This is a genomic window from Nonomuraea sp. NPDC050202 (assembly GCF_040656115.1).
GTDB lineage: Bacteria > Actinomycetota > Actinomycetes > Streptosporangiales > Streptosporangiaceae > Nonomuraea.
Genome location: NZ_JBFALF010000025.1, coordinates 146,788 through 167,526 on the forward strand (window position 1 = coordinate 146,788; position 20,739 = coordinate 167,526).

Genomic DNA, 20,739 nt, shown 5'->3' on the forward strand with positions numbered 1-20,739 from the left:
GGTTACATCATCCTGTGGGCTGACCTGTCGATACGACCGCAGGTTCGACCGGACCCAGGCTCGTACGCCCTCAGCAGGCCCCTACCCCGCCCCGGTACCCCCGCACGAACGACGTCTGCCGTTGCTCCGCCGTCCCGTGGGCCGCCGGGTCGAGCCAGTCGTCCGTCGGGTCGCCCGCCGCCGCCAGGCTCGCGAACAGCTCGTACTCGTCCCCTTCGTCCGCCGTCAGCGCGCCCGAGCCGACCAGCGCGGACAGGGCGCCGCCCGCGTAGCAGTCGGCCTGGAGCTCCATCTGAACGTTCAGCGTGAAGTCGGTACGGAGCTGCGCCTGCACCGCGTGCCCGAGCTCATGCGGGATGATGACATAGACCGACCCGTCGCCCATCTCGTTCCACAGCGCCTCCAACCAGCCCTGGTCGAAGGCGATGAAGTGGCCGAGCGGGCAGTAGAAGGCGTTGTTCGGGACGGCGGGCTCGCCGCCGCAGCTCGGGCCGGCGTCGCCCGAGTACGGGATGAAGTCGCCGATGGGGCGGTACGTGCGGCCGAGCTGCCGGAACTGCCGGCTCCAGAACTCCTCCGTCAGCGTGCGTGCCGTGACGACGTCGTCCTCGAACGAGTCGGCTCCCCGCTGGTCCATGGACGGCGACCGGACGACGCCGCAGGCGGCCACCAGGGCGAGGACGGCCAGGCCGGCGAACAGCCTGGTGAGCGGGGGCAGGGCACGGGTCACGGCTTCACGCATCCGAAGAGGTCATGGGCTTCAGACGTCCCAGGTGTGTACGGGTTCGTTGGTGTGCATGCGCTCGATGTACTCCAGTGTCATGCCCCGCAACGCCTCGTGCCGGTCATCACCGGAGCGGGCCTGCGCCCGTACCCGGTCCACCTGCCAGCTCGCTCCCGTGCGGCCGGACAGGCAGCGGCCCTCGATGACGGACAGCAGCCGGTCCGCGACCGGGCCGTGCACGCCCCACATGGCCAGCCCGTGCCGGGCCATGGGCAGCAACCGCCGCAGGATCAGCTCGGACGCCGACACCTCGCCCATCCCCGGCCAGTACAGCCGCGCGTCCAGCCCGTGCCGCGCCGCCGCCCCCAGGTTGTCCTCGGCGGCCTTGAACGACATCTGGCTCCAGATCGGCCGCTCGTCGTACGGCAGCACGCGCATCAACCCGTAGTAGAACGCGGCGTTGGCCGCGATGTCGGCCACGGAGGGCCCGGCGGGCAGCACGCGGTTCTCCACGCGCAGGTGCGGCACCCCGTTCACCACCGCGTACACGGGGCGGTTCCACCGGTAGACGGTGCCGTTGTGCAGGGTCAGCTCGTGGAGCTGGGGGATGCGGCCGCGTTCGAGCTCGGCGCGCGGGTCCTCACCGTCGCAGAGGGGCAGCAGGGCCGGGTAGTAGCTGACGTTCTCCTCGAACAGGTCGAACACGCTCGTGATCCACCGCTCCCCGAACCACACCCTGGGACGTACGCCCTGCGCCTTCAACTCCGCCGGCCGCGTGTCCGTGGCCTGCTCGAACAGCGCGATCCTGGTCTCCCTGTGCAGTTCCCTGCCGAACAGGTAGGGCGAGTTGGCCGCCACCGCCACCTGGGCGCCCGCGATGGCCTGGGCCGCGTTCCAGTGCGCGGCGAACGTCTCGGGGCTGACCTGGAGATGGAGCTGCACGCTGGTGCAGGCCGCCTCGGGGGCGACGCTGTCGGCGTGCGTGTCGAGGTGTTCGACGCCCTCGATGGACAGGTGCAGGTCCTCGCCCCTGGCCGCGAAGATCTGCTCGTTGAGCAGGCGGTAGCGCGGGTTCGCGGAGAGCGTGCCCTCGCCGATGTCCTGCTCGCGCAGGGTGGGCAGGATGCCGATCACGACCAGGTGGCCACCCTCGGAGCGGGCGCGTTCCTCGGCGTGGTTGAGCCGGGTCCTGACGTCGTTCTCCAGGCGCAGCGCGCCGTCGCCCGCCAGGTCCTGGGGCTCGATGTTGATCTCGACGTTGAACTGGCCCAGCTCCGTCGCCCAGTCCGGCTGCGCGATCGCGGCGAGCACCTGGGCGTTGCGCATGGCCGCCTCGCCGCGCGAGTCCACGATGTTGAGCTCGATCTCCAGGCCCGCCAGGGGGCGCTCGAACTCGAAACGCGATTCGCGCAGCATCTGGGCGAAGACGTCGAGGCATCGGTGTACTTTTTCACGATATTTCCGGCGGTCTTCCCTGCTGAACACGACCACTGGCACGTCCCTGCCCATAGCACGAAATGTCGCACGCAAAGGCCGACTAAGCCATAGTGCGAACGCCACAGGATTCCGTCCCGCGACGGGCCGCCTGAACCGGACCGGGGTCGGGGCCGCCCGGACGGCGGGGCAGGGGACGCGGCCCTCTGGAGCGCCGGCGATCCGGTCTCGGCTCCACGCCACGCACCCCGCCGCCACGCACCCCGCCGCCACGCCGCCGCCACGCCGCCGCCACGCCCGCCGCCACGCCCGCCGCCACGCCTGCCGCCACGCCCTCTGCCGCTGCTGCCGCCATCGTCGTCGACGTTATCCACAGGCTGCTCACACCGATGGTCGCGGCTGGCTAGGGTTCAGGAATGCGCGTTTTGATTACTGGCGGGGCGGGTTATATCGGCAGCACGATCGCGTCGGCGTGCCTGGACGCCGGGATCGATCCCGTGATTCTGGACAGCCTCGTGACGGGCCGGCGGGAGTTCGCCGACGGGCGGGTGTTCTATGAGGGAGATATCAGCGACGGTCCGCTGATTGACAAGATATTCGCCGAAAATCCGGATATCGAGGCCGTCATCCACTGCGCGGCTCTCATCGTGGTCCCCGACTCCGTGGCCGACCCCATCGGCTACTACCGCGCGAACGTCACCAAGAGCCTCGAGTTCGTCGACCACCTGCTCCGCAACGGCTGCACGCGGATGATCTTCAGCTCGTCCGCGTCGATCTACCGCGCCGGCGCCGACCACACGGTGGACGAGGAGTCCCCGCTCGACCCCCAGAGCCCGTACGCGCGGACGAAGGCGGTCTGCGAGGGCATGTTCGCCGACATCGCCACCGGCCGGCCCATCAGGATCCTGTCCCTGCGCTACTTCAACCCGATCGGCGCCGACCCTCAGATGCGCACGGGCCTGCAGCTCCGCCGTCCCAGCCATGCCCTGGGCAAGATGATCGAGGCGTACGAGGACGGCGTCCCGTTCCAGATCACCGGCACCGGATGGCCCACCAGCGACGGCACCGGCATCCGCGACTACATCCACGTCTGGGACCTGGCCACCGCCCACGTGGCGGCGCTGCGGCGCTTCGACGAGCTGGAGACCGACGTGATCAACCTGGGCACCGGCGCGGGCACCACGGTCCGCGAGCTGGTCGACGCGTTCAACCGCGTCGTCGAGCACCCCATCGAGGTCGTCGAGGCCCCGGCCCGCCCTGGCGACGTGGCGGGCGCCTACACCCGCAGTGACCGTGCCCACCGCCTGCTGGGGTGGCAGGCCCGCTATTCGATCGAGGAGGGGATCAGGCACTCCCTGGAGTGGGCGGGCATCCGCGACTCCCGGCTGAGCTGAGCGACGGCGCCCCGGAAGCCCGCGGCCCCGTTGCCCCGGCCGCCGGACGTGGCATCCCATGAGCTGCTGACCCCCGCATCAGCACGTGAGCACCCATCGGCCACGGTGCCCGCCGGCGCGGAGGGCGCGGTACGCGTACGCGGTCTCGTCCAGGGGCACCGTGCCCGTCCGGCGCGGTTCCAGGATGCCCTGCGCGGTCAGCGCCAGCATCTCCCGCGGGAGGGCGCCGTCGGGGGCCACCACCCCCGAGGTGACGGTGATACCGCGTTCGGACGCGGGTTCGAGGCCGGGGAAGACTCCCACGTAGGCTCCCTGGTCGCGGACCGGCCGCAGCGCCGCCTCCTTCAGCAGGGCGGTGTCCAGCACCGCGTCGAAACCGGCCGCCCCGTCGAGGGTTGTCCTCGCCTCCGCTGCTCCGGCCCTGGTCAAGAAGTCCTCGTCCGTCGCGGGCGAGCCCGGTGACCCTCCAGCCGGCGCGCGCGGCGAGCGCTGCCGGCCTCGGGCCCGGGGCCGAATCCCGGGGTCACGGCCGAAGCCGGCCGCCTGCACGGGCGCGACGCCGAGCAGGGCCTGCGGCGGCCACCGCCGCCGCGGGCGCCTTCTTCATGCGATGTCCGCAATGAAAAAGTCCTCCCCCGCCGGACGGCGGAGGAGGACTCGATCGATCAGGTCAGCCGGCGATGCTGCCGAGCGGCAGGTCGAGGGTCTCGGAGATGTCGTTCTCGCCGTCCTTGAACGTGGAGGTGACCTCCTCCGCGGGCGGCGCCTTGATCGACACCGCGGAACCCCAGCCGGTGTAGCTGGTGTCCACGCTCACGGTGCCCTTGCCGCCGACCCCGAGCGCGGACATCGGGAACGTCGTCACGAGCCGGGTGGGCAGGCCCGCCTTGTTCACGGTGATCCGCCAGCTGATGGCGGCCTTCTGCGTCTTGGCGGAGGGCTTGTCCATCCAGGTGGCGCGCAGCCAGGGCGACGCCTTCCACAGGTCGCGGACGAGCGTCTTGCCCGCGTAGCCGCTGCCGGTGGCCTTGGCGCCCTTGAGCAGGGTCTTGAGCGTGGAGGGCTCGGCGAGGTTCAGCGGCTGGCCGAACGTGCCGAGGAGGCCGCCGGTCGGGCCGTTCGGGGCCTTGAACCAGGTCTTGCCCTCGGGCATCTGGGTCGCCCAGATGTTGCCCGAGACGTACGACGTGGTGCCGATCCTGATCGTGCGCTCGGGCTGGGCCATGGCCTTCAGCATCGAGGCGAGCTCGGCGTCCTCGCCGCTCTCGTCGAGGCCCTGCAGGTCGCTCGCCGAGATGTTCAGCTTGCCGGTGATGTCGGACGCGGCGACCCCCGACTTGCTGAACTGGAGGGTGCCCGAGCGGCGCAGGAACACCTGGCGAGCGTTGCCGTCGTCCACGGTCGTGCGCTCGGTGAACTTCACGCCCTTGCCGGCGGAGAGCTGCTTCTTGACGGCCACCACCGGGTCCTTGGGCGCTGCGGCCAGCGCGGGCGTGGCGGTCACCAACGCGGCGGTCGTGGCTAACGCCACGCCCGTCAGGATTCGCTTCATGCGGATTTCCTTCAGATGTTGAGGGGGAGTTGCGGTGTCGCCCGGGGCCGGAAGGCCGGCTCCGGGAAACGGCCCGGCGGGTCGAGGGCTACTGGACCTTGCCGAGCGAGTCCAGCGAGCCGTTCGGGATCTCCTGCGGCACTTCCGTGTCGGCCCCGAGCTCGCTGTGGTCGACCACCTGGTCGGATGGCGGGGCCTTGATGGTGATCTTGGCACCCCAGCCCGTGAACCGGGTGTTCACGGTGGCGGTCGTGCTCCCGAGGACGCCGAAGTCCATCGTGTACTCGCTGCGGACCCCGGTGATCAGGCCCTTGGAGTTCAGGTCGAGGGCATAGTTGATCTTGATCTTGCCCAGCCGCTTGTCGATCTTCTCGCCGTACAGCTTGCTGACGTCGGCGAACGTCAGCGAGCCTCGGTACGTTCCACCCTTGGCGCTCTTGGCCTTCGAGACGAGCGCCTTGAGCACCTTGGAGTCGAAGACGTCGAGCGGCTGGCTGGTGTGGATGACCGAGGGGTCCGCGTAGCGGATCCACTTCTTGCCCTCCGGCAAACCCTCGCTGTATATCCCGCCCTGGACATAGGTGTGCTTGCCCACGGTGATACTCCGGGACGGTGAGAGGCCGGATACCCCGCCCTTCTCCCGGAAGCGAAGATCTGCGGCGACCACCCCCGACTTGCCGAATCCCAGGGCGCCGGTCGTCGTCCTGACCTGCCCGGTCTTCCCGTTCATGGTCGTACGGGACGTCTCCGAGACCCGCACCCCGTGCCCGGCCACGTACTGCTTCTTCAGGGCCTTCACCGGGTTCACGGGCGCGGCCTGCGCCGGCGTGGCGGCCATGAGCGCGGCGCACGACGCCAGCGTCAGACCCGCGAGAATTCGCTTCATTCGGGTTTCCTTCAGCATTACCAAGGGGAGCGGGGGGCAAGCCTGCCATTGGAAGATCACGACCATATATCGAGCGTCGGGTCTTACGGCGACTAATTCATGCAATTTCCGTGCAGATGTCATCCTGAGGAAGTGAGATCACCGTCACATAGCGGAAGAACCGCGACCCGGTGACCTGGGCAGGTCAAGCTTCGGGCTAGGCTTCACTGGCGGAAACGCCCGGCACGCACGGGTTGCCCGGGGCGTCGAACATCAGTCGGATAAGCAAGGACGGACCCTCGTGGACCTGTTCGAACATCAGGCGAAGGAGCTCTTCGCTGACTACGGCATCCCTGTGCCGCGCGGCATCGTCGCCCACACTGTGGAGGAGGTCCGGTCGGCCGCCGAGGAGCTGACCGGCCGCGTTGTCGTCAAGGCCCAGGTCAAGACCGGTGGCCGCGGTAAGGCCGGCGGCGTGAAGGTGGCCGACGACGCCGCCGACGCCGTGACCAAGGCCGAGGCCATCCTCGGCATGGACATCAAGGGCCACACGGTCCACAAGGTCCTCGTCGAGGAGGCCAGCGCGATCGCGGAGGAGTACTACTTCTCCTTCCTGCTCGACCGCGCCAACCGCACGTTCCTCGCGATCTGCTCCGCCTCCGGCGGCATGGACATCGAAGAGGTCGCTCACACCGCGCCGGAGAAGGTCGCCAAGGTCCCGGTCTCCGCCCTGACGGGCATCGACCGCGCCAAGGCCCGCGAGATCGCGGTGGCCGGCGGCCTGCCGGAGAAGGCGCTCGACGGCGCCGCCGAGCTCATCGAGAAGCTCTGGTGCTGCTTCGTCGACGAGGACGCCACGCTCGTCGAGGTCAACCCCATGATCCTGTCGGCCGACGGCCAGGTGAAGGCGCTCGACGGCAAGGTCACGCTCGACGACAACGCCGGCTTCCGCCAGACCGACCACGAGGCGCTGGCCGACAAGGCCGCCGAGGACCCGCTCGAGGCCAAGGCCAAGGAGAAGGACCTCAACTACGTCAAGCTCGACGGCAACGTCGGCATCATCGGCAACGGCGCGGGCCTGGTCATGTCCACCCTCGACGTGGTCGCCTACGCCGGCGAGGCGTTCCCCGGCAAGCCGTCGCCCGCCAACTTCCTCGACATCGGCGGCGGCGCCTCGGCCGAGGTGATGGCCGCGGGCCTGGAGATCATCCTCTCCGACCCGAGCGTCAAGTCGATCTTCGTGAACGTCTTCGGCGGCATCACCGCCTGCGACGCCGTCGCCAACGGCATCGTCTCGGCGTTCAAGCTGCTGGAGAGCCGCGGCGAGGCCGTGACCCACCCGCTGGTGGTCCGCCTCGACGGCAACAACGCCCAGCTCGGGCGGCAGATCCTGGCCGACGCCGCGCTCCCGCGCGTCGAGCTGGTAGACACGATGGACGAAGCGGCCAAGCGTGCCGCCGAGCTCGCTGCGGTAGGTGCGTGACCCATGGCCATCTGGTTGACTGAGAACAGCAAGATCATCGTTCAGGGCATGACCGGTGGCGAGGGCACCAAGCACACCCGCCGCATGCTCGCCTCCGGCGCCAAGGTCGTCGGCGGCGTGAACGCCCGCAAGGCCGGCACCACGCACGAGGGCCTGCCCGTGTTCGGCACGGTCAAGGAGGCCATGGAGGCCACCGGCGCCGACGTGTCGGTCGTGTTCGTGCCGCCGAAATTCACCAAGGACGCGGTCAAGGAGGCCATCGACGCCGAGATCCCGCTCTGCGTCGTGATCACCGAGGGCGTGCCCGTCCACGACTCCACCGAGTTCTGGGCGTACGCGGTCGAGAAGGGCAACAAGACCCGTATCATCGGCCCCAACTGCCCCGGCATCGCCTCGCCCGGCGCCTCCAACGCCGGCATCATCCCCGCCGACATCACCACCGCCGGCCGCATCGGCCTGGTCTCCAAGTCCGGCACGCTCACCTACCAGCTCATGTACGAGCTGCGCGACTTCGGCTTCTCCACGGCCGTGGGCATCGGCGGCGACCCCGTGATCGGCACCACGCACATCGACGCCCTCCAGGCCTTCCAGGAGGACCCGGGCACCGACGCCATCGTCATGATCGGCGAGATCGGCGGTGACGCCGAGGAGCGGGCCGCGGCCTACATCGAGCAGCACGTCACCAAGCCGGTCGTGGCCTACGTGGCGGGCTTCACCGCGCCCGAGGGCAAGACGATGGGCCACGCGGGCGCCATCGTGTCCGGCTCCGCCGGCACCGCCCAGGCCAAGAAGGAGGCCCTGGAGAAGGTCGGCGTCCGCGTCGGCAAGACCCCCTCCGAGACGGCCCGCCTCATGCGCGAGATCATGCAGGCCCGCTGACCGTCCTTCTCTCCGCGAAGCCCCGCCCGGCCTGTCCGAGCGGGGTTTTCGCATGCGTGGGGGTCGCGGGCCGGTCGAGGGGGGGCGTGGCGGCTGCGCGAGCGGTTCGAGTGTCGCCGCACGCCAACGGCTCACATGTCGCCACGCCAACGGCTCACATGTCGCCACGCCAACGGCTCACATGTCGCCACGGCACCGGCCCGCTGTGCGTCGTAACGGCGGCGCGCCACTGAACGGGTCAGAAGCGTCTCCCTGGACAGAGGCGAGCCGGCGGCGGCGTGTGGGGCAAGCCGGCGAAGCCGTAACACATGAAACGCTTGTCCCGGCGCGTCAACCAAGCTTTGGTTGGGAAAGATTGAGAAAATCGCCGTGTGACGGCGATCCTCGACCAGCTGCGTACAGGCCCCCGGTCGATGCTTGGCAAGCTCGCGGGCGACGACGACGAGACCAGGCGTCCGCTGCCGGTCTCAGGCATGCTGGCCGCCGTCTTCACGCTCGGCGTCGGCCTGGCCGCGCTCACCACGCTCACCCTGGTCGGGTGGATCGCCGCGCCGCGCGGCACGCTGGGCGCCGGGCTGCCGGGTGTGTTCCGTACGGCGGCGCAGTTGTGGCTGGCCGCGCACCACGCCGGGTTCGCCATCCCCGGCGGGCGCATCGGGCTGCTGCCGCTCGGGCTGATGATCCTGCCCGCCGTGCTCCTCTACCGCGCGGGCCGGTGGATGGCCCGCGACGCCGACCTGCGGCTGCGCCTGCCCGCCCGGCTGCCGAAGAACAGCCCCAAGGAGCAGGCGGGGGCTCGCCGCCGCGCCCAGCTCGTGCTGGTGGCGCAGGCAGGGGTGTCGCTGGCGGCCCCGTACGCGCTGCTCGCGGGCCTGATCGCGCTCGTGACGAGCAACGAGATCACGCAGCCGTTCATCGGGGAGGCGTTGCTCAGCCACTTCGTGCTGGCGTTCCTGGCGGGCTCGCTGGCCACGGCGCGCATGATCGGGCCGTGGCGGGTGATGCTGCGGCTGCTGCCCGAGCGCGTGCGCGCCCTGACGGTCGGTACGGCGGTCGCCACGGCGCTGCTGCTCGTGGCCGGGTTCGTGCTGGTGCTGATCGCCTTCGTGCTCAACTTCGACCAGGTCGAGGAGCTGTCGGGGGTGCTGTCGCCCGGGTTCGTGGGCGGCGTGCTGCTGGCGCTGCTCCAGCTGCTCTACCTGCTGAACGCCGTCGTCTGGGCCTTCTCCTACATCGCCGGGCCCGGGTTCGCCGTCGGCGCCGGCACCCTGGTCGCGCCCACGGGCGTGCAGCTCGGCACCGTGCCCAGCCTGCCGTTGCTGGGTGCGCTGCCGGAGAGCGGGCCCGTGCCGGCGTGGATGATGGCGGTGGTCGCGGTGCCGTTCGCGGCCGGGGCCGTGGCGGGTGTGATGGTGGCCAGGATCTCGCCCTCGCCGTCGTACGAGGCGGCGCCGCTGTGGGGGTTCCTCACCGGGGTCACGACGGGGCTCGTGGCGGGGGTGCTGGCGGCGCTGTCCGGCGGGCCGATCGGCGGTGGGCGGCTGGCCGCGGTCGGGCCCTCGCCGTGGGAGGTGGCGTTGTCGGTGGCGCTGGAGGCCGGCGTGGCCGCGGGCATCTCGGCGGGCGTGACCAACCTGCTGCTGCTCAACAAGAAGGCCAGGGCGCCGCTCGACAAGGCGGCCGCTCCCGTACGCAAGGCGGGCGCCGCCCTGGCGAAGGCGGCCAGCAGGGTGGGCCTGGCCGAGTCGGACCCGCGCCCGCTGCCCGGCCACTGGATGGACGCCACGGAGGCCGACACCCAGGAGATCCCGGTCATCAGGGACGACTGGCAGGACGAGCACGCCTCGGCCGAGGCGGAGACCCAGGCCCAGGCCCGCCCGCGCCCGCCGGAGCCGGCACCGGTCGCCCGGCCGCCCCGCAAGGACATCGTGGACGAGTCCGACGACCGCGGGGGTCACGTCATCTACGTCGACCCGTACGCCTGGGACCGCGACTGAGCGGTGTCCGCGGCCTCGGGCGGTTACGGTTGCATGGCTCCGAGGACTTCCAGCACGTCCGCCGGGAGCTTGCGCTGCGCGGCGTCCCTGAACTGGGTGAAGCACTCGCCCTGCGCAGAGACCGTGCCGGCGCCCTTCATGCACTCCTGGTAGGCGGAGTATTCGTCCATGAGGTAGAGCTGCATTCCCGTGGCCCCTGCCGACAGGGCCAGTGCGAGCGCAGAGACGGTTATGCCGCCCACCGCGATGCCCGTGGGCCTGCCCGCGCCCTTCAGCAGGGGTAGCGCCCGGATCCCCGCCATCAGCGCGAACAGCGCCATGACCAGGCCGGCCAGCGGCAACATGAACGTCATGGCCAGCGCTGCGATGGACAACCAGATCGCTCGGCGGCCCGCCGAATCCGCGGGCTGCTGGCCTGCCGGTGCCTTCACCGGTGTCGACACCTGACCTCCTCTGCGTCGCCGGGCGATGAACAGATACCCTGTGACCCCCACCCTGTTTTCCTCATTGGAGTGTGTGTGTCTAAGGCTGGGCGGCTCGTCGTCCTCGTCTCCGGCTCTGGAACCAACCTACAGGCCCTGCTGGACGCTTCTGCCGACCCGTCGTACGGGGCTCGCGTGGTCGCGGTCGGCGCCGACAGGGATGGGATCGAAGGGCTGGCGAGGGCTACCAGGGCGAATGTCCCGACTTTTGTCGAAAAAGTGGGCAATTATGCGACGCGGGCGGAGTGGGATGCGGCCATCGCGGCCAAGATCGCATCTTACGAGCCCGACCTGGTCGTGTCCGCGGGCTTCATGAAAATTTTGGGTACGCCGACACTCGACGCGTTCCCCGTGCTGAACACGCATCCGGCCTTGTTGCCGTCGTTCCCCGGCGCCCACGGCGTGCGGGACGCGCTGGCCCACGGGGTCAAGGTGACCGGCTGCACGGTGATGCTGGCCGACGAGGGGATCGACACGGGGCCGATCGTGGCGCAGGAGGCGGTGCCCGTGCTACCAGACGACGACGAGGCGGTCCTGCACGAGCGCATCAAGACGGTCGAGCGCCGGCTGCTCGTCGAGACCGTCGGCCGGATGGTCCGCGAGGGCTGGACGGTCAGCGGGCGTACCGTCCGCATCGGCAACCACACAGGAGGGGAATCCACGTGACTCGCATCGCCATCCGGCGCGCGCTGATCGCTGTTTACGACAAGTCCGGGCTCGAAGAGCTGGCCAGAGCCCTCGACGGCGCCGGAGTGGAGATCGTCTCGACCGGTGGCACGGCCGCCGCGATCTCCTCCTACGGGATTCCGGTGACGAAGGTGGAGCAGCTCACCGGGTTCCCCGAGTGCCTGGACGGGCGGGTCAAGACGCTGCACCCGCGCGTGCACGCCGGGCTGCTGGCCGACGTCACCAAGCCGCACCACGTGGCGCAGCTCGACGAGCTGGAGATCGATCCGTTCCAGCTCGTCGTGGTGAACCTGTATCCGTTCCAGGAGACGGTGGCCTCCGGGGCGTCCGACGAGGAGTGCGTCGAGCAGATCGACATCGGCGGTCCCGCCATGATCCGCGGCGCAGCCAAGAACCACAACACCTGCGCGGTCGTGGTGAACCCGAGCTTCTACGGCGACGTGCGCAACGCCCTGTCCGAGGGCGGCTTCACGCTGACCGAGCGGCGGCGGCTGGCGGGCATCGCCTACGCGCACACGGCGTCGTACGACGTGGCCGTGGCCAACTGGTTCGCGGGCACGTACGTGGGCGACGGGGAGGAGTTCCCCGAGTTCGCCGGTACGGCGTACGAGCGCAAGGCCACCCTGCGCTACGGCGAGAACCCGCACCAGCGCGCGGCACTCTACGCGGGCGGCACGGCCGGGACCGGCGGGCTGGCGGGCGCCGAGCAGCTGCACGGCAAGGAGATGTCGTACAACAACTACCTCGACGCCGACGCCGCCTGGCGGGCCGCGTGGGACTTCTCCGAGCCCGCCGTGGCCATCATCAAGCACCAGAACCCGTGCGGCATCGCCGTGGGCGCCGACGTCGCCGACGCGCACCGCAAGGCGCACGCCTGTGACCCCGTCTCGGCGTACGGCGGCGTGATCGCCGTGAACCGGCCCGTCACGGTGGAGCTGGCCCGGCAGATCGCCGACGTGTTCACCGAGGTCGTCATCGCTCCCGCGTACGACGAGGAGGCGCTGGAGGTGCTGCGGGCCAAGAAGAGCCTGCGCCTGCTGTCCTGCCCGGAGGGGCCCTCCTCGCCGACCGAGTTCCGCAGGATCGACGGTGGCCTGCTCGTGCAGAGCGTGGACCGCGTGGACGCGCCCGGCGACTCGGCCGCGCAGTGGGAGCTCAAGGCCGGCGAGCCCGTCTCGCCGGAGGTGCTGGCGGACCTGGAGTTCGCCTGGCGCGCCTGCCGCTCGGTGAAGTCGAACGCCATCCTCCTGGCCAGCGGCGGCGCCACCGTGGGCGTCGGCATGGGCCAGGTGAACCGGGTCGACTCCTGCCGCCTGGCGGTCACCCGGGCAGGGGAGCGCGTGGCCGGGTCGGTGGCGGCCTCCGACGCGTTCTTCCCCTTCCCTGATGGGCTGGAGGTGCTGCTGGAGGCCGGGGTGCGCGCGATCGTGGAGCCCGGTGGGTCCATCAGGGACGAGCTGGTGATCGAGGCGGCGAAGAAGGCCGGCGCGAGCCTGTACTTCACCGGCACCCGTCACTTCTTCCACTGATCACCACCAGATTTCCGATAAGGGGTGACATGATCAATATGTCGCCCCTTATCCGTTTTTGCGGCAAGCACTCCTGAGGTCGGGCTAACCTGAATCACTTCCCGGTCCTCGTCCCCCGGAGTTCACCTATGGCGCTCGACGCGATCCTGCAGGCATTCGTCACCCTGAACGGCCTGGCCACCAGCCCCTTCGTGCTCCTGGTCCTCGCCTTCATCGGCGCCTACCTCGGCAGCCGCGTCGTAGAGGTCATCCCCTACACCCGCCGCATCATCGAGCGCCGCGAGGCCCAGGCGGCGGCCGAGCGCGACTGACCGCGCTCCCTCCGCACCCGGTCCACACCGCTCCCTCCTCACCCACCGGCCGCTGCACGTCCGGTCGCTGCACGTCCGGCCGCTGCACGTCCGTGGACGTGACCTCCGGCCGGGCCGTCCAGCGCCGCACTTGTCCGCGACGGCCACCCGCACGCGATCACTTGCACGCGACCGATGCGCTTTCGGCCACCACACGCGATCACCGCACGGCGGCCGATGTGGCTTGCCCACCGCGCGCGGGCACCGTACGCGGTCGCCGCGCGCGGCGGCGGCCTCGACCACCGCGCGCGGCTGCGGCCGCGATCACCGTGCGCGATCACCGTGCGCGATCACCGTGCGCGATCACCGTGCGCGATCACCGTGCGCGGCTGTGGCTTCGGCCACCGCGCGGCCGATGTGGGTTGGCCACCGCGTGCGGCCATTGCCTTCAAGCACCGCGCGCGGCCGCGTCGTGCCAGCGCGCACGCGGCCGCGCTCCGGCGTCGAGCCTGACGCCGCGTTCCTCCTCTGGCGCTGAGCTGAGCCATGACGCCGGATCGTCACCGCAATCCCGGGTCTGCCTCTCCTACCTGCAAGCCCGGCCTCCGGTGGCGAGCTAGGGGAGCCCTCGCCAGGCGAGCTGAGCCGCTCCGGCAAGGCTGGCCCGCACGCCCAGGGTGCTCTGCTTGACCTGCACCGCCCGTACGAAGGGCAGCCCGGAGACGTCGTCCAGCGCGTTCCTCAGCGGCTCGAAGAGCACCTCTCCGGCGGCCGACACGCCGCCGCCGATGACCACCGCCGTGAGCTCGACGGCCGCCGCGGTGGAGGCGATCATGCCGGCCAGGGCCCTGGCGCTCCGCTGGAAGGCGGCCACCGCGATGGGGTCTCCCGCGGCGGCGTCCTGGGCCAGCGTCCGCGCGTCCGCCTGAGCCGCGTCCGCCTGAGCCGCGTCCGCCTGAGCCGCGTCCGCCTGAGCCGCGTCCGCCTGAGCCGCTTCCGGATGTCTTGTCGACTCGCCGTGGTGGCCTTGGGTCCCTTCCGCGAGTTTTGTCGGGCTGTCGTGGTGGCCGTGAGGTCCTCCAGCGAGGTTCATCGGGCTCTTCAGGTGATCTTGCGTCCGTTCCGGGCGGTCTGTCGGGCCATCCTGGCCGCCCTGCACTGGGAGGTTCGTGCGGACGGACCCGTTGGCGAGGGAGGCGGCACCCGGTGACCAGCCGTTCTCCAGCGCCCAGCGGGCCATGTTGGGGCCGCTGGAGTAGCGTTCGACGCAGCCACGGCCGCCGCATTCGCAACGCTCGCCATAGGGGTCGATGCTCATGTGGCCGACATGTCCGGCGTTCCCGGTCGGGCCGAGGAGCGGGACTCCGTCGATCACCAGGCCGCCGCCGATGCCGGTCGACACGACGATGCCCAGCAACGACGTGCAGCCGCGGCCGGCTCCCAGCCAGTGCTCCCCGAGGGCGAAGCACTGCGCGTCGCCGGCCAGCACGGTGGGGAGCGTGGTCAGCTTCTGTACCTCCTCGCGCAGCGGGAAGCCGCGCCAGCTCGGCATGTTCACCGGGCTCACGGTGCCCGAGGCAAGGTCGACGGGGCCCGCGCAGCCGATGCCGGCGGCCTGGGGCGGCGGGCCGCCGTCCATGACCTCCGTGATGAGGGCCGCCAGGGCGGACATGACCTCCTCCCGAGGCGTCGGACGGGTGGCGGAACGCAGGATCGAACCGGCCTCGTCCACCAGCGCGGCGGCGAGCTTGGTTCCTCCGATGTCAATGGCAAGTACGCAGGTCATCAGTGTTTGTGGTGGTTGTCGGGCTGGCGGGGGTCGCCAGGGTGCTCCAGTCCGGGCATGAGTCTTACTTTCTTGGCGCGCAGGTCGTCGAGCCACCGCGCGAAGGCTTTTCGCCGGGCGGCCCGTAGGAGGTCGTGTTCTTGACCGCTCGGCCCCCGGGCCGGCCGGGGCTCGGGGACGGCGATCGCGACGTGCCAGCCGAGGGCGTCCTCGACCGGGCCGACGAGGGTGCCGTCCGGGTGACGCCGGAGGGCGTCGGCGATCGCGCTCGGCAAGGAACCGAGCGTGACCGCGCCGAGGGGCTCCAGGTCGGCCGGGCTCGCTCCCTGGGCCCGGGTGCGGTCGGTGAACAGCCGGTGTCGTACGAGGTGGCGCGGTTCGGGCTCCGGCGCCGGCCGGGGCCGCCATTCCGGAGGGATCGTCACCGCGGCCGTGACGTGCTCGAACACCGCACGCACCCAGGGGTTGCCGGTGTAGGCGGCGGCGTTGATCGAGCCCAGCTCCACGGCGGCCACAGGGTCCAGGAGGGGATTTTCCGGGATGGCGGCTCCAGGTGCGGGGACGGGTGCATGTCGTGGAGGCAGGTTCTCGCCTCCGGGGGATTGCAGGCCGAGCTCGGTGGCGGCCCATTCGCAGAGGCACTCCGTGAGGATGACCTGGGTCAGCCAGCGGGCCAGCTGACGGTCCTCGGAAGTGCCCGGCCTCGGCAGGGTGGAGCTGAGCGGACCGCTGCGCAGGTCGGCCAGGCGCCGGTCGAGACGCTCACGCGGAACCGGCCGGCCGACGACCCAGCCGATCGTCTCCGGTGGCGAATGCTCGTGGGGTGACGGCGTGGTGGGGGTGGGGGTGCCGATGGTCGGGGTGGGTGTCTCGGTCAACGGGTGACCTCCAGGCGGATCGCCGGCGAGTACTGGCAGCGGCCGAACCACATGACCTTGGCCAGCGCCCACGAGTGGCCGGGTGGCTGGTCGGCCGGGACCTCCACCGGGAATGTCACGTCGATCGCTTCTCCTGCCGCCACGGTGAAGCCCTGGATGACCTCGGGGAGCATGGTCCACGTACCCCAGGGGGAGGCCAGCTGGGACTCGCCGCGGATCTCGTCCGAGGTGGTGTTGGTGAGCCGCAGTGTCAGCGAGGCGCGCTCTCCTGGGCGGAGGGAGAGGGCGTCGGTGGGGGTTTCCAGCGACAGGCCGGTGGGGCGGGAGCCGGTCGACTTGGTGCCGCGGATGGCGGTGCCGGGCTTCGAGGGCTGGTCCGTGACGGGAAGTTCGGGGAGGTCGCCGATGGCCACGGTGGTGATGTCCTCGATGAGCTGGCCGCCTGCTGATGTGCGGGCCGAGACGAAGGACAGGCCCGGTGCGGGAGCGGGGGTGATCGTCACCGGGAAGCGGAGGTGGCCGCTGGGGGGCAGCCGGAAGGGGCGCTGGGACGGGGTGGCGGTCCAGCCGTCAGGGACCCGGATGTCCACCACGCCCTCGTGCGGATCGTTCGTGAGGTGGGAGGCGAGGACCACCTCCACCTCGAACGGGCCCTCCGGCGAGGCGACGAGGCCCGGGGTGAGGGCGATGGAGATCGGCAGGTAGCCCAGCGGGGCCGGGCCCTTGTTGTGGAGCCAGTAGCGGCTGTAGACCGGCTGGGCTCGTTCCGTGGTGCGGGCGGATTCCTGGCCGGCCGCTGGGGGTGGCGTGGTGGCGAGGTAGGTGGCGATCTCGAAGCCGGTGAGGGTGAGCTCGTGGGGGTCCGCGGTTGTGGGGCTCGGGCGTTCCAGGAGGTCGGAGCGGGTGAGCGTGTCGAGTTGGAGGACAGGGGAGGTGAGCCCGGCTCGGGAGCCCAGACCGGTGGATTCGGCCAGGCGGATGGTCACAGCGTGCTGCGGGCCTTCCGGTGTTCCGGTGGTCGGCCCGTGCTGCGGGGTTTGTGGTGTTCCGGTGGTCGGTCCGTGCTGTGCGGCTTGCGGGGGCGTGAGCCGGTCTGGCGTTGTGGCGGCTGGCTCATGGTGCGGGATTTCGCCGGTGGTGGCGTGCACTGAGGGCGCGGGGGTGGAGGCGTGCGCTGAGGGGGCGGGGTTGGAGGGGTGCCCTGGAGCTGCGGGGGTGGAGGCATGCTCTGGAGCTGCTGGGGTGGAGGGACGCCTTGTAGCCGTGGGGGTGAGGCCGTGGGCGAGGGGGTTGCCGGTGGCCTTGAGGGTGCTCAGGAGGACGTTTCGGGGTGGGGTGAGGGTGAGGAGGGAGTGGGTCGAGGGGAGAGGGCCCTGCTGGGCGGAGGGGAGGAGGCGGGGGAGCAGCGGGGTGATGTGTTCCTGGGCCGCGGCCGGGAGCTGGAGGGTGCGCCAGTCACCCTCTCCGGACACCAGGGAGTAGGAGAACTCGTGCGTCCAGTGCTGGAGCTGGAAGCCGGAGCCGTCAGGGGCGGTGCGGTGGGGTGGGTCCAGCCAGATGCCCGACGGCCAGCCGGTGCAGGAGCGCATGAGCGACAGGTGGAGCGCGCCTGACGGGTCCACGGCGAAGCCCGGCAGACCGTACGTGAGCAGGGCGACAGTACGGTTCTCCAGCCGCTCGGCGCCGAGGGGGCACTGCGCCTCGATCGTGGCGTCGGCCAGGTCGGACACCAGGTCGGCGACGGGGTCGGTGACGATCAGGGCAGGGAGGGCTCGGAGGTCGCGCAGGTCGGCGCTGGGCTGCCAGACCTCCTGGAGCGGGCGTTCTGCCGGGATCCAGACGCGGGTGGCGCCCGCCCGCAGGGCCTTGGCGTAGGACTCGTCGGCTCGGGCGAGCAGCTCGGCGGCCAGCGGGTTGGTGTCGGGGCCGCCGAGCACGATGCGTACGTCGGGCAGGTTGGAGTCGACGTCGAGCCAGCCGTACCGGGTGCCGGGCGCGGATGAGGTGGTGGCCGTCACCCCGGCCCTGGCCAGCGCCACCACCAGGTCGCGGGCCTGAGGGGCGTCCTCCAGGGTGGGGACCACGACCTCTGCGACGCCCAGCGCCCGCGCGCCCGCCTCGCCGAGATCGACCTTGGCCGTGGCCGACAGCCCGAACCAGGTGTTGGCCGGGTTGTCGAGTGTCCACGGGTGCTCGGCCGTGTCCACGTCCGGCAGTGCGAAGCCGCGCCCGACCACGGCGCCCGAGACGTCGGAGACTGGGAGCGCACCTTCGACCCGGGCAGGGAAGCGGACCCGGAGGAGGCGGTCCGCGCCGGTGTGGTCGAGCACGCGGGTGGTGAAGTCGATGCGGTCGGAGCCGGTCAGGAGGGTGACGGTCTGCTCGTAGGTGATCTCGCCGACCCGGCCGGTGACGGTCAGCCGCCGGCCCAGCGGGCTGGTCTCGGCGGTGGCGGAGGTCGCGTGGTCTTCGGCGGAGCCGACGACGTGGCCGGTGGGGATGAGGTGCCACGGGCCCTCGCCCATGTCGGGGTGCTGGGGATATTCGTCGTAGAGGCGCAGCTCGTTGCCGGGGCCGGTGAGGAGTTCCTGCCCGGTGCGGCGGTCGAGGATCGAGGCCAGCACCCCGCCCCGGGCGGGATCGGCGGTGATCTGCCAGCGGTCGTTGTGGATGGTGACCGGCGCGGGGACGGCGGCACTGGGCGTCGCCGTGGTGTGGTGCCAGGGCTGCGGGGTGCCCGGGACGACGTGGTACGTGCGCCAGCCCATGGACGGCACGTCACGGGCGAGGAAGGTGAGAACGCCGTTCTCCGTGACGGCGGGGACCTCGGCGCCCGACGGGGCCGCGACGGTGTGGCCCGCGGGGAGGGTGACCCGGACGAGGCCGTCGCGGGCGAAGGGGAGCGTGTTGGTGACCACGACGCTGCGGCCGTCCACCGCGATCTGGCCGGTCAGGGCCGCGAGGGCGGTGTCGCGGGCCTCCGTGGCCAGGTCGTGGGCCTCGCGCCAGCCGGTCAGCAGGTCGATGTAGACCTGGTCGGACTCCGAGCCGGTGATCGCGTCGTGGTGGGCGCCGTAGGCGAGCTGGCGCCACACCTTGTCGAGCGCCGTGTGCGGGTAGCCGCCCAGGCCCAGGAGCGACGCGAACGTGGACAGGCGCTCGGCGTCCAGGGCCGCCACCTCGGCGGCGCGCTGGGCCTGCTTCGTGTCGATGTAGGAGACGTCCTTGCCGGTGTAGACGGGGTTCATGTCGCGCGTCTGGGGGCTGAAGGACGAGCGGCCGGCGCGGACGGCGTCGAGGAAGTCTCGCGGGGTGGCGCAGACGAACCTGGGCCAGACGTAGCGGGACGCCCACTCGCGGTGGATGTCGGTGACCCACTTGTTGGGCGGGGTGTAGTCGGTGCCGACCGGGAGCAGGATGTTCCTGGTCGCGGCCACGGGCTTGAGCGAGCGGTAGAGGTCGTGGACCGCCCGGCAGGCCTCGTCGAGGGAGGGCGCGGAGTCCGTCCACCAGCCCGCCGAGTAGTGGGCCGGCATGTAGTGGGTCAGCACGCCCTGCCCCGACGGCGCGATCCACTCGAACTCGCTGGGGAACTGCATCAGCGTCGCGTCGTTCTTGGCCTGCTTGAAGTTCTTGCTGATCGGCCCCCACTGGTGGAACGGCCCGCGCGCCCACGCGCTGCCCGTCAGCCCCGCCGCCGCGAGGTAGCCGGGGAACTGCGGGTCGTGGCCGAACACGTCGAGCTGCCACGCCGTGCGCGGATCGCCACCCAGGATGTCGCGCTGGTAGCCGATGCCGTGGACGAGGTTGCGGATGGTGGTCTCGGCGCCGGTCAGGTTGGTGTTGGGCTCGTTGTACGTGCCGCCGACCAGCTCGGCCCGGCCCTCGGCCAGCAGGGCGCGCAGGTCGGCCCGGCGTTCGGGACGGGTGTCGAAGAACGGTTTGAGATAGTCGACCTCAGCCAGCACGAAGCGGTAGTCGGGGTCGCGCAGGGCCAGCTCTATGTGCGCCTCCACCAGGGCGAACGCGTTGCGCTCCCACAGCGGCCTGGTCGTGGCGTCGCTGGACAGGAGCTCCCACGGGCTGGTGTAGGCGGCCTGCGTGTTCCACCACACCGGGTCGTAGTGGAAGTGCGACACCATGAACATCGTCCAGCCAGGCTCCTCGGCCGTGACCGGGACCTCCAGCGTCTCCTCGCCCAGGGTGAGCAGGCACGGCACGGTGGTGCCCGGGGGCGCCGACACGATCAGCGGGATCTCGAGGGTCGCGGCGGCGGGGGGAACGGTGATCTCGCCGGCCAGGCGGACGCCCGCGCCGCGCAGCTCCAGCGACGATGCGTGATCTCCCTGGGCGACGGTGACGCGCAGCACCTGGTGCGGCTCGTCGGGCGTGCCCACGAACAGGTCGGTCGACTCTGCGGACAACAGGCGGAAAGGCAAGGGAACCTCCGTGCACTTGTTGCTGGCGCCCGTAACACTAAGCCCTTCCAAGATCAATGACAACGATGTCAGCGCGAGGCTGTGGATAACTTGGATCGACTGCCTGGGGCCTGTGGATAACTAGGCACGGCAGGGTGTGGCGAGGGTGGGCGTGGTCCGGTGCGGAGGAGCGGGGCGGGCATGGAAGGATTGCGGCATGAGCGCAGTGAAACTCGATGGCAAGGCGACCGCCGCCAAGATCAAGGCAGACCTCACGAACCGGGTGGCAGCGCTCAAGGAACGCGGCATCACCCCCGGCCTCGGCACCGTGCTCGTGGGCG

General features: G+C 71.0%; 16 protein-coding genes and 1 pseudogene. 8 read left to right on the plus strand and 9 right to left on the minus strand.

What is annotated here, in order from left to right; translation table 11 throughout:
- Positions 1-70: 70 nt before the first annotated feature.
- Together AB0I79_RS44115 and AB0I79_RS44120 are read right to left on the minus strand one after the other, a co-directional pair.
- Positions 71-742, minus strand: coding sequence for a neutral zinc metallopeptidase (locus AB0I79_RS44115; RefSeq protein WP_357886426.1), 672 nt, complete (start codon positions 740-742; stop codon positions 71-73).
- An 18-nt stretch (positions 743-760) separates the two neighbouring features.
- Positions 761-2,233: a glutamate--cysteine ligase gene (locus AB0I79_RS44120; RefSeq protein ID WP_357886428.1), complete on the minus strand. Its 1,473-nt coding sequence runs from the start codon at positions 2,231-2,233 to the stop codon at positions 761-763.
- A 341-nt stretch (positions 2,234-2,574) separates the two neighbouring features.
- Between AB0I79_RS44120 and galE the strand changes: the two genes are divergently transcribed.
- On the plus strand, positions 2,575-3,552 hold the full coding sequence (gene galE, locus AB0I79_RS44125; protein WP_357886430.1) for a UDP-glucose 4-epimerase GalE: 978 nt from the start codon (positions 2,575-2,577) through the stop codon (positions 3,550-3,552).
- A 78-nt stretch (positions 3,553-3,630) separates the two neighbouring features.
- On the opposite strand, the gene AB0I79_RS44130 is transcribed toward galE, so the two are convergent.
- The 3 genes from AB0I79_RS44130 to AB0I79_RS44140 form a co-directional block, all read right to left on the minus strand.
- Complete coding sequence (locus AB0I79_RS44130; RefSeq protein ID WP_357886432.1) at positions 3,631-3,981, minus strand: zinc-binding dehydrogenase; 351 nt, start codon at positions 3,979-3,981, stop codon at positions 3,631-3,633.
- Positions 3,982-4,222: 241 nt separating this feature from the next.
- Positions 4,223-5,104, minus strand: a complete 882-nt coding sequence (locus AB0I79_RS44135; RefSeq protein ID WP_357886434.1) for a hypothetical protein — start codon at positions 5,102-5,104, stop codon at positions 4,223-4,225.
- Positions 5,105-5,192: 88 nt separating this feature from the next.
- On the minus strand, positions 5,193-5,990 hold the full coding sequence (locus tag AB0I79_RS44140; protein ID WP_357886436.1) for a hypothetical protein: 798 nt from the start codon (positions 5,988-5,990) through the stop codon (positions 5,193-5,195).
- Positions 5,991-6,270: 280 nt separating this feature from the next.
- On the opposite strand from AB0I79_RS44140, the gene sucC reads away from it, so the two are divergent.
- The 3 genes from sucC to AB0I79_RS44155 all read left to right on the plus strand — a co-directional run bounded on the left by sucC (position 6,271) and on the right by AB0I79_RS44155 (position 10,328).
- Positions 6,271-7,452 carry an ADP-forming succinate--CoA ligase subunit beta gene (gene sucC / locus AB0I79_RS44145; protein ID WP_357886438.1) on the plus strand — a complete coding sequence of 394 codons (1,182 nt, stop codon included), beginning with the start codon at positions 6,271-6,273 and terminating at the stop codon, positions 7,450-7,452.
- A gap of 3 nt (positions 7,453-7,455) precedes the next feature.
- A complete protein-coding gene (gene sucD, locus AB0I79_RS44150; RefSeq protein WP_357886440.1) occupies positions 7,456-8,331 on the plus strand; it encodes a succinate--CoA ligase subunit alpha in 876 nt (291 codons plus the stop codon).
- Positions 8,332-8,702: 371 nt separating this feature from the next.
- Positions 8,703-10,328, plus strand: a complete 1,626-nt coding sequence (locus tag AB0I79_RS44155) for a DUF6350 family protein (RefSeq protein ID WP_357886442.1) — start codon at positions 8,703-8,705, stop codon at positions 10,326-10,328.
- A gap of 23 nt (positions 10,329-10,351) precedes the next feature.
- Here AB0I79_RS44155 and AB0I79_RS44160 read toward each other — a convergent pair whose 3' ends face one another.
- Complete coding sequence (locus AB0I79_RS44160) at positions 10,352-10,771, minus strand: hypothetical protein (RefSeq protein ID WP_357886444.1); 420 nt, start codon at positions 10,769-10,771, stop codon at positions 10,352-10,354.
- A gap of 75 nt (positions 10,772-10,846) precedes the next feature.
- Here AB0I79_RS44160 and purN point away from each other — a divergent pair, with 75 nt between their 5' ends.
- The 3 genes from purN (at position 10,847) to AB0I79_RS44175 (ending at position 13,337) form a co-directional block, all read left to right on the plus strand.
- The gene (gene purN, locus AB0I79_RS44165) at positions 10,847-11,476 is read left to right on the plus strand and encodes a phosphoribosylglycinamide formyltransferase (RefSeq protein ID WP_357886446.1); all 630 of its coding nucleotides are present in this window, start codon (positions 10,847-10,849) and stop codon (positions 11,474-11,476) included.
- Positions 11,473-13,026 (plus strand): bifunctional phosphoribosylaminoimidazolecarboxamide formyltransferase/IMP cyclohydrolase, encoded by a 1,554-nt coding sequence (purH, locus tag AB0I79_RS44170; RefSeq protein WP_357886447.1) that lies wholly within the window; start codon positions 11,473-11,475, stop codon positions 13,024-13,026. Before purN ends, purH begins: the two co-directional genes overlap by 4 nt.
- Positions 13,027-13,154: 128 nt before the next feature.
- Complete coding sequence (locus AB0I79_RS44175) at positions 13,155-13,337, plus strand: hypothetical protein (protein WP_357886449.1); 183 nt, start codon at positions 13,155-13,157, stop codon at positions 13,335-13,337.
- Positions 13,338-13,932: 595 nt separating this feature from the next.
- Here AB0I79_RS44175 and AB0I79_RS44180 read toward each other — a convergent pair.
- The 3 genes from AB0I79_RS44180 to AB0I79_RS44190 are packed head-to-tail and all read right to left on the minus strand — an operon-like array spanning position 13,933 to position 20,404.
- A complete protein-coding gene (locus AB0I79_RS44180; protein WP_357886451.1) occupies positions 13,933-15,102 on the minus strand; it encodes an ROK family protein in 1,170 nt (389 codons plus the stop codon).
- Complete coding sequence (locus AB0I79_RS44185) at positions 15,102-15,980, minus strand: hypothetical protein (protein ID WP_357886453.1); 879 nt, start codon at positions 15,978-15,980, stop codon at positions 15,102-15,104. The genes AB0I79_RS44180 and AB0I79_RS44185 overlap by 1 nt, the downstream gene beginning before the upstream one ends.
- On the minus strand, positions 15,977-20,404 hold the full coding sequence (locus AB0I79_RS44190; protein WP_357886455.1) for a glycoside hydrolase family 38 C-terminal domain-containing protein: 4,428 nt from the start codon (positions 20,402-20,404) through the stop codon (positions 15,977-15,979). The genes AB0I79_RS44185 and AB0I79_RS44190 overlap by 4 nt, the downstream gene beginning before the upstream one ends.
- Positions 20,405-20,615: 211 nt before the next feature.
- Between AB0I79_RS44190 and AB0I79_RS44195 the strand changes: the two are divergent.
- Positions 20,616-20,739: pseudogene (locus AB0I79_RS44195) on the plus strand (bifunctional methylenetetrahydrofolate dehydrogenase/methenyltetrahydrofolate cyclohydrolase); the annotation flags it as partial.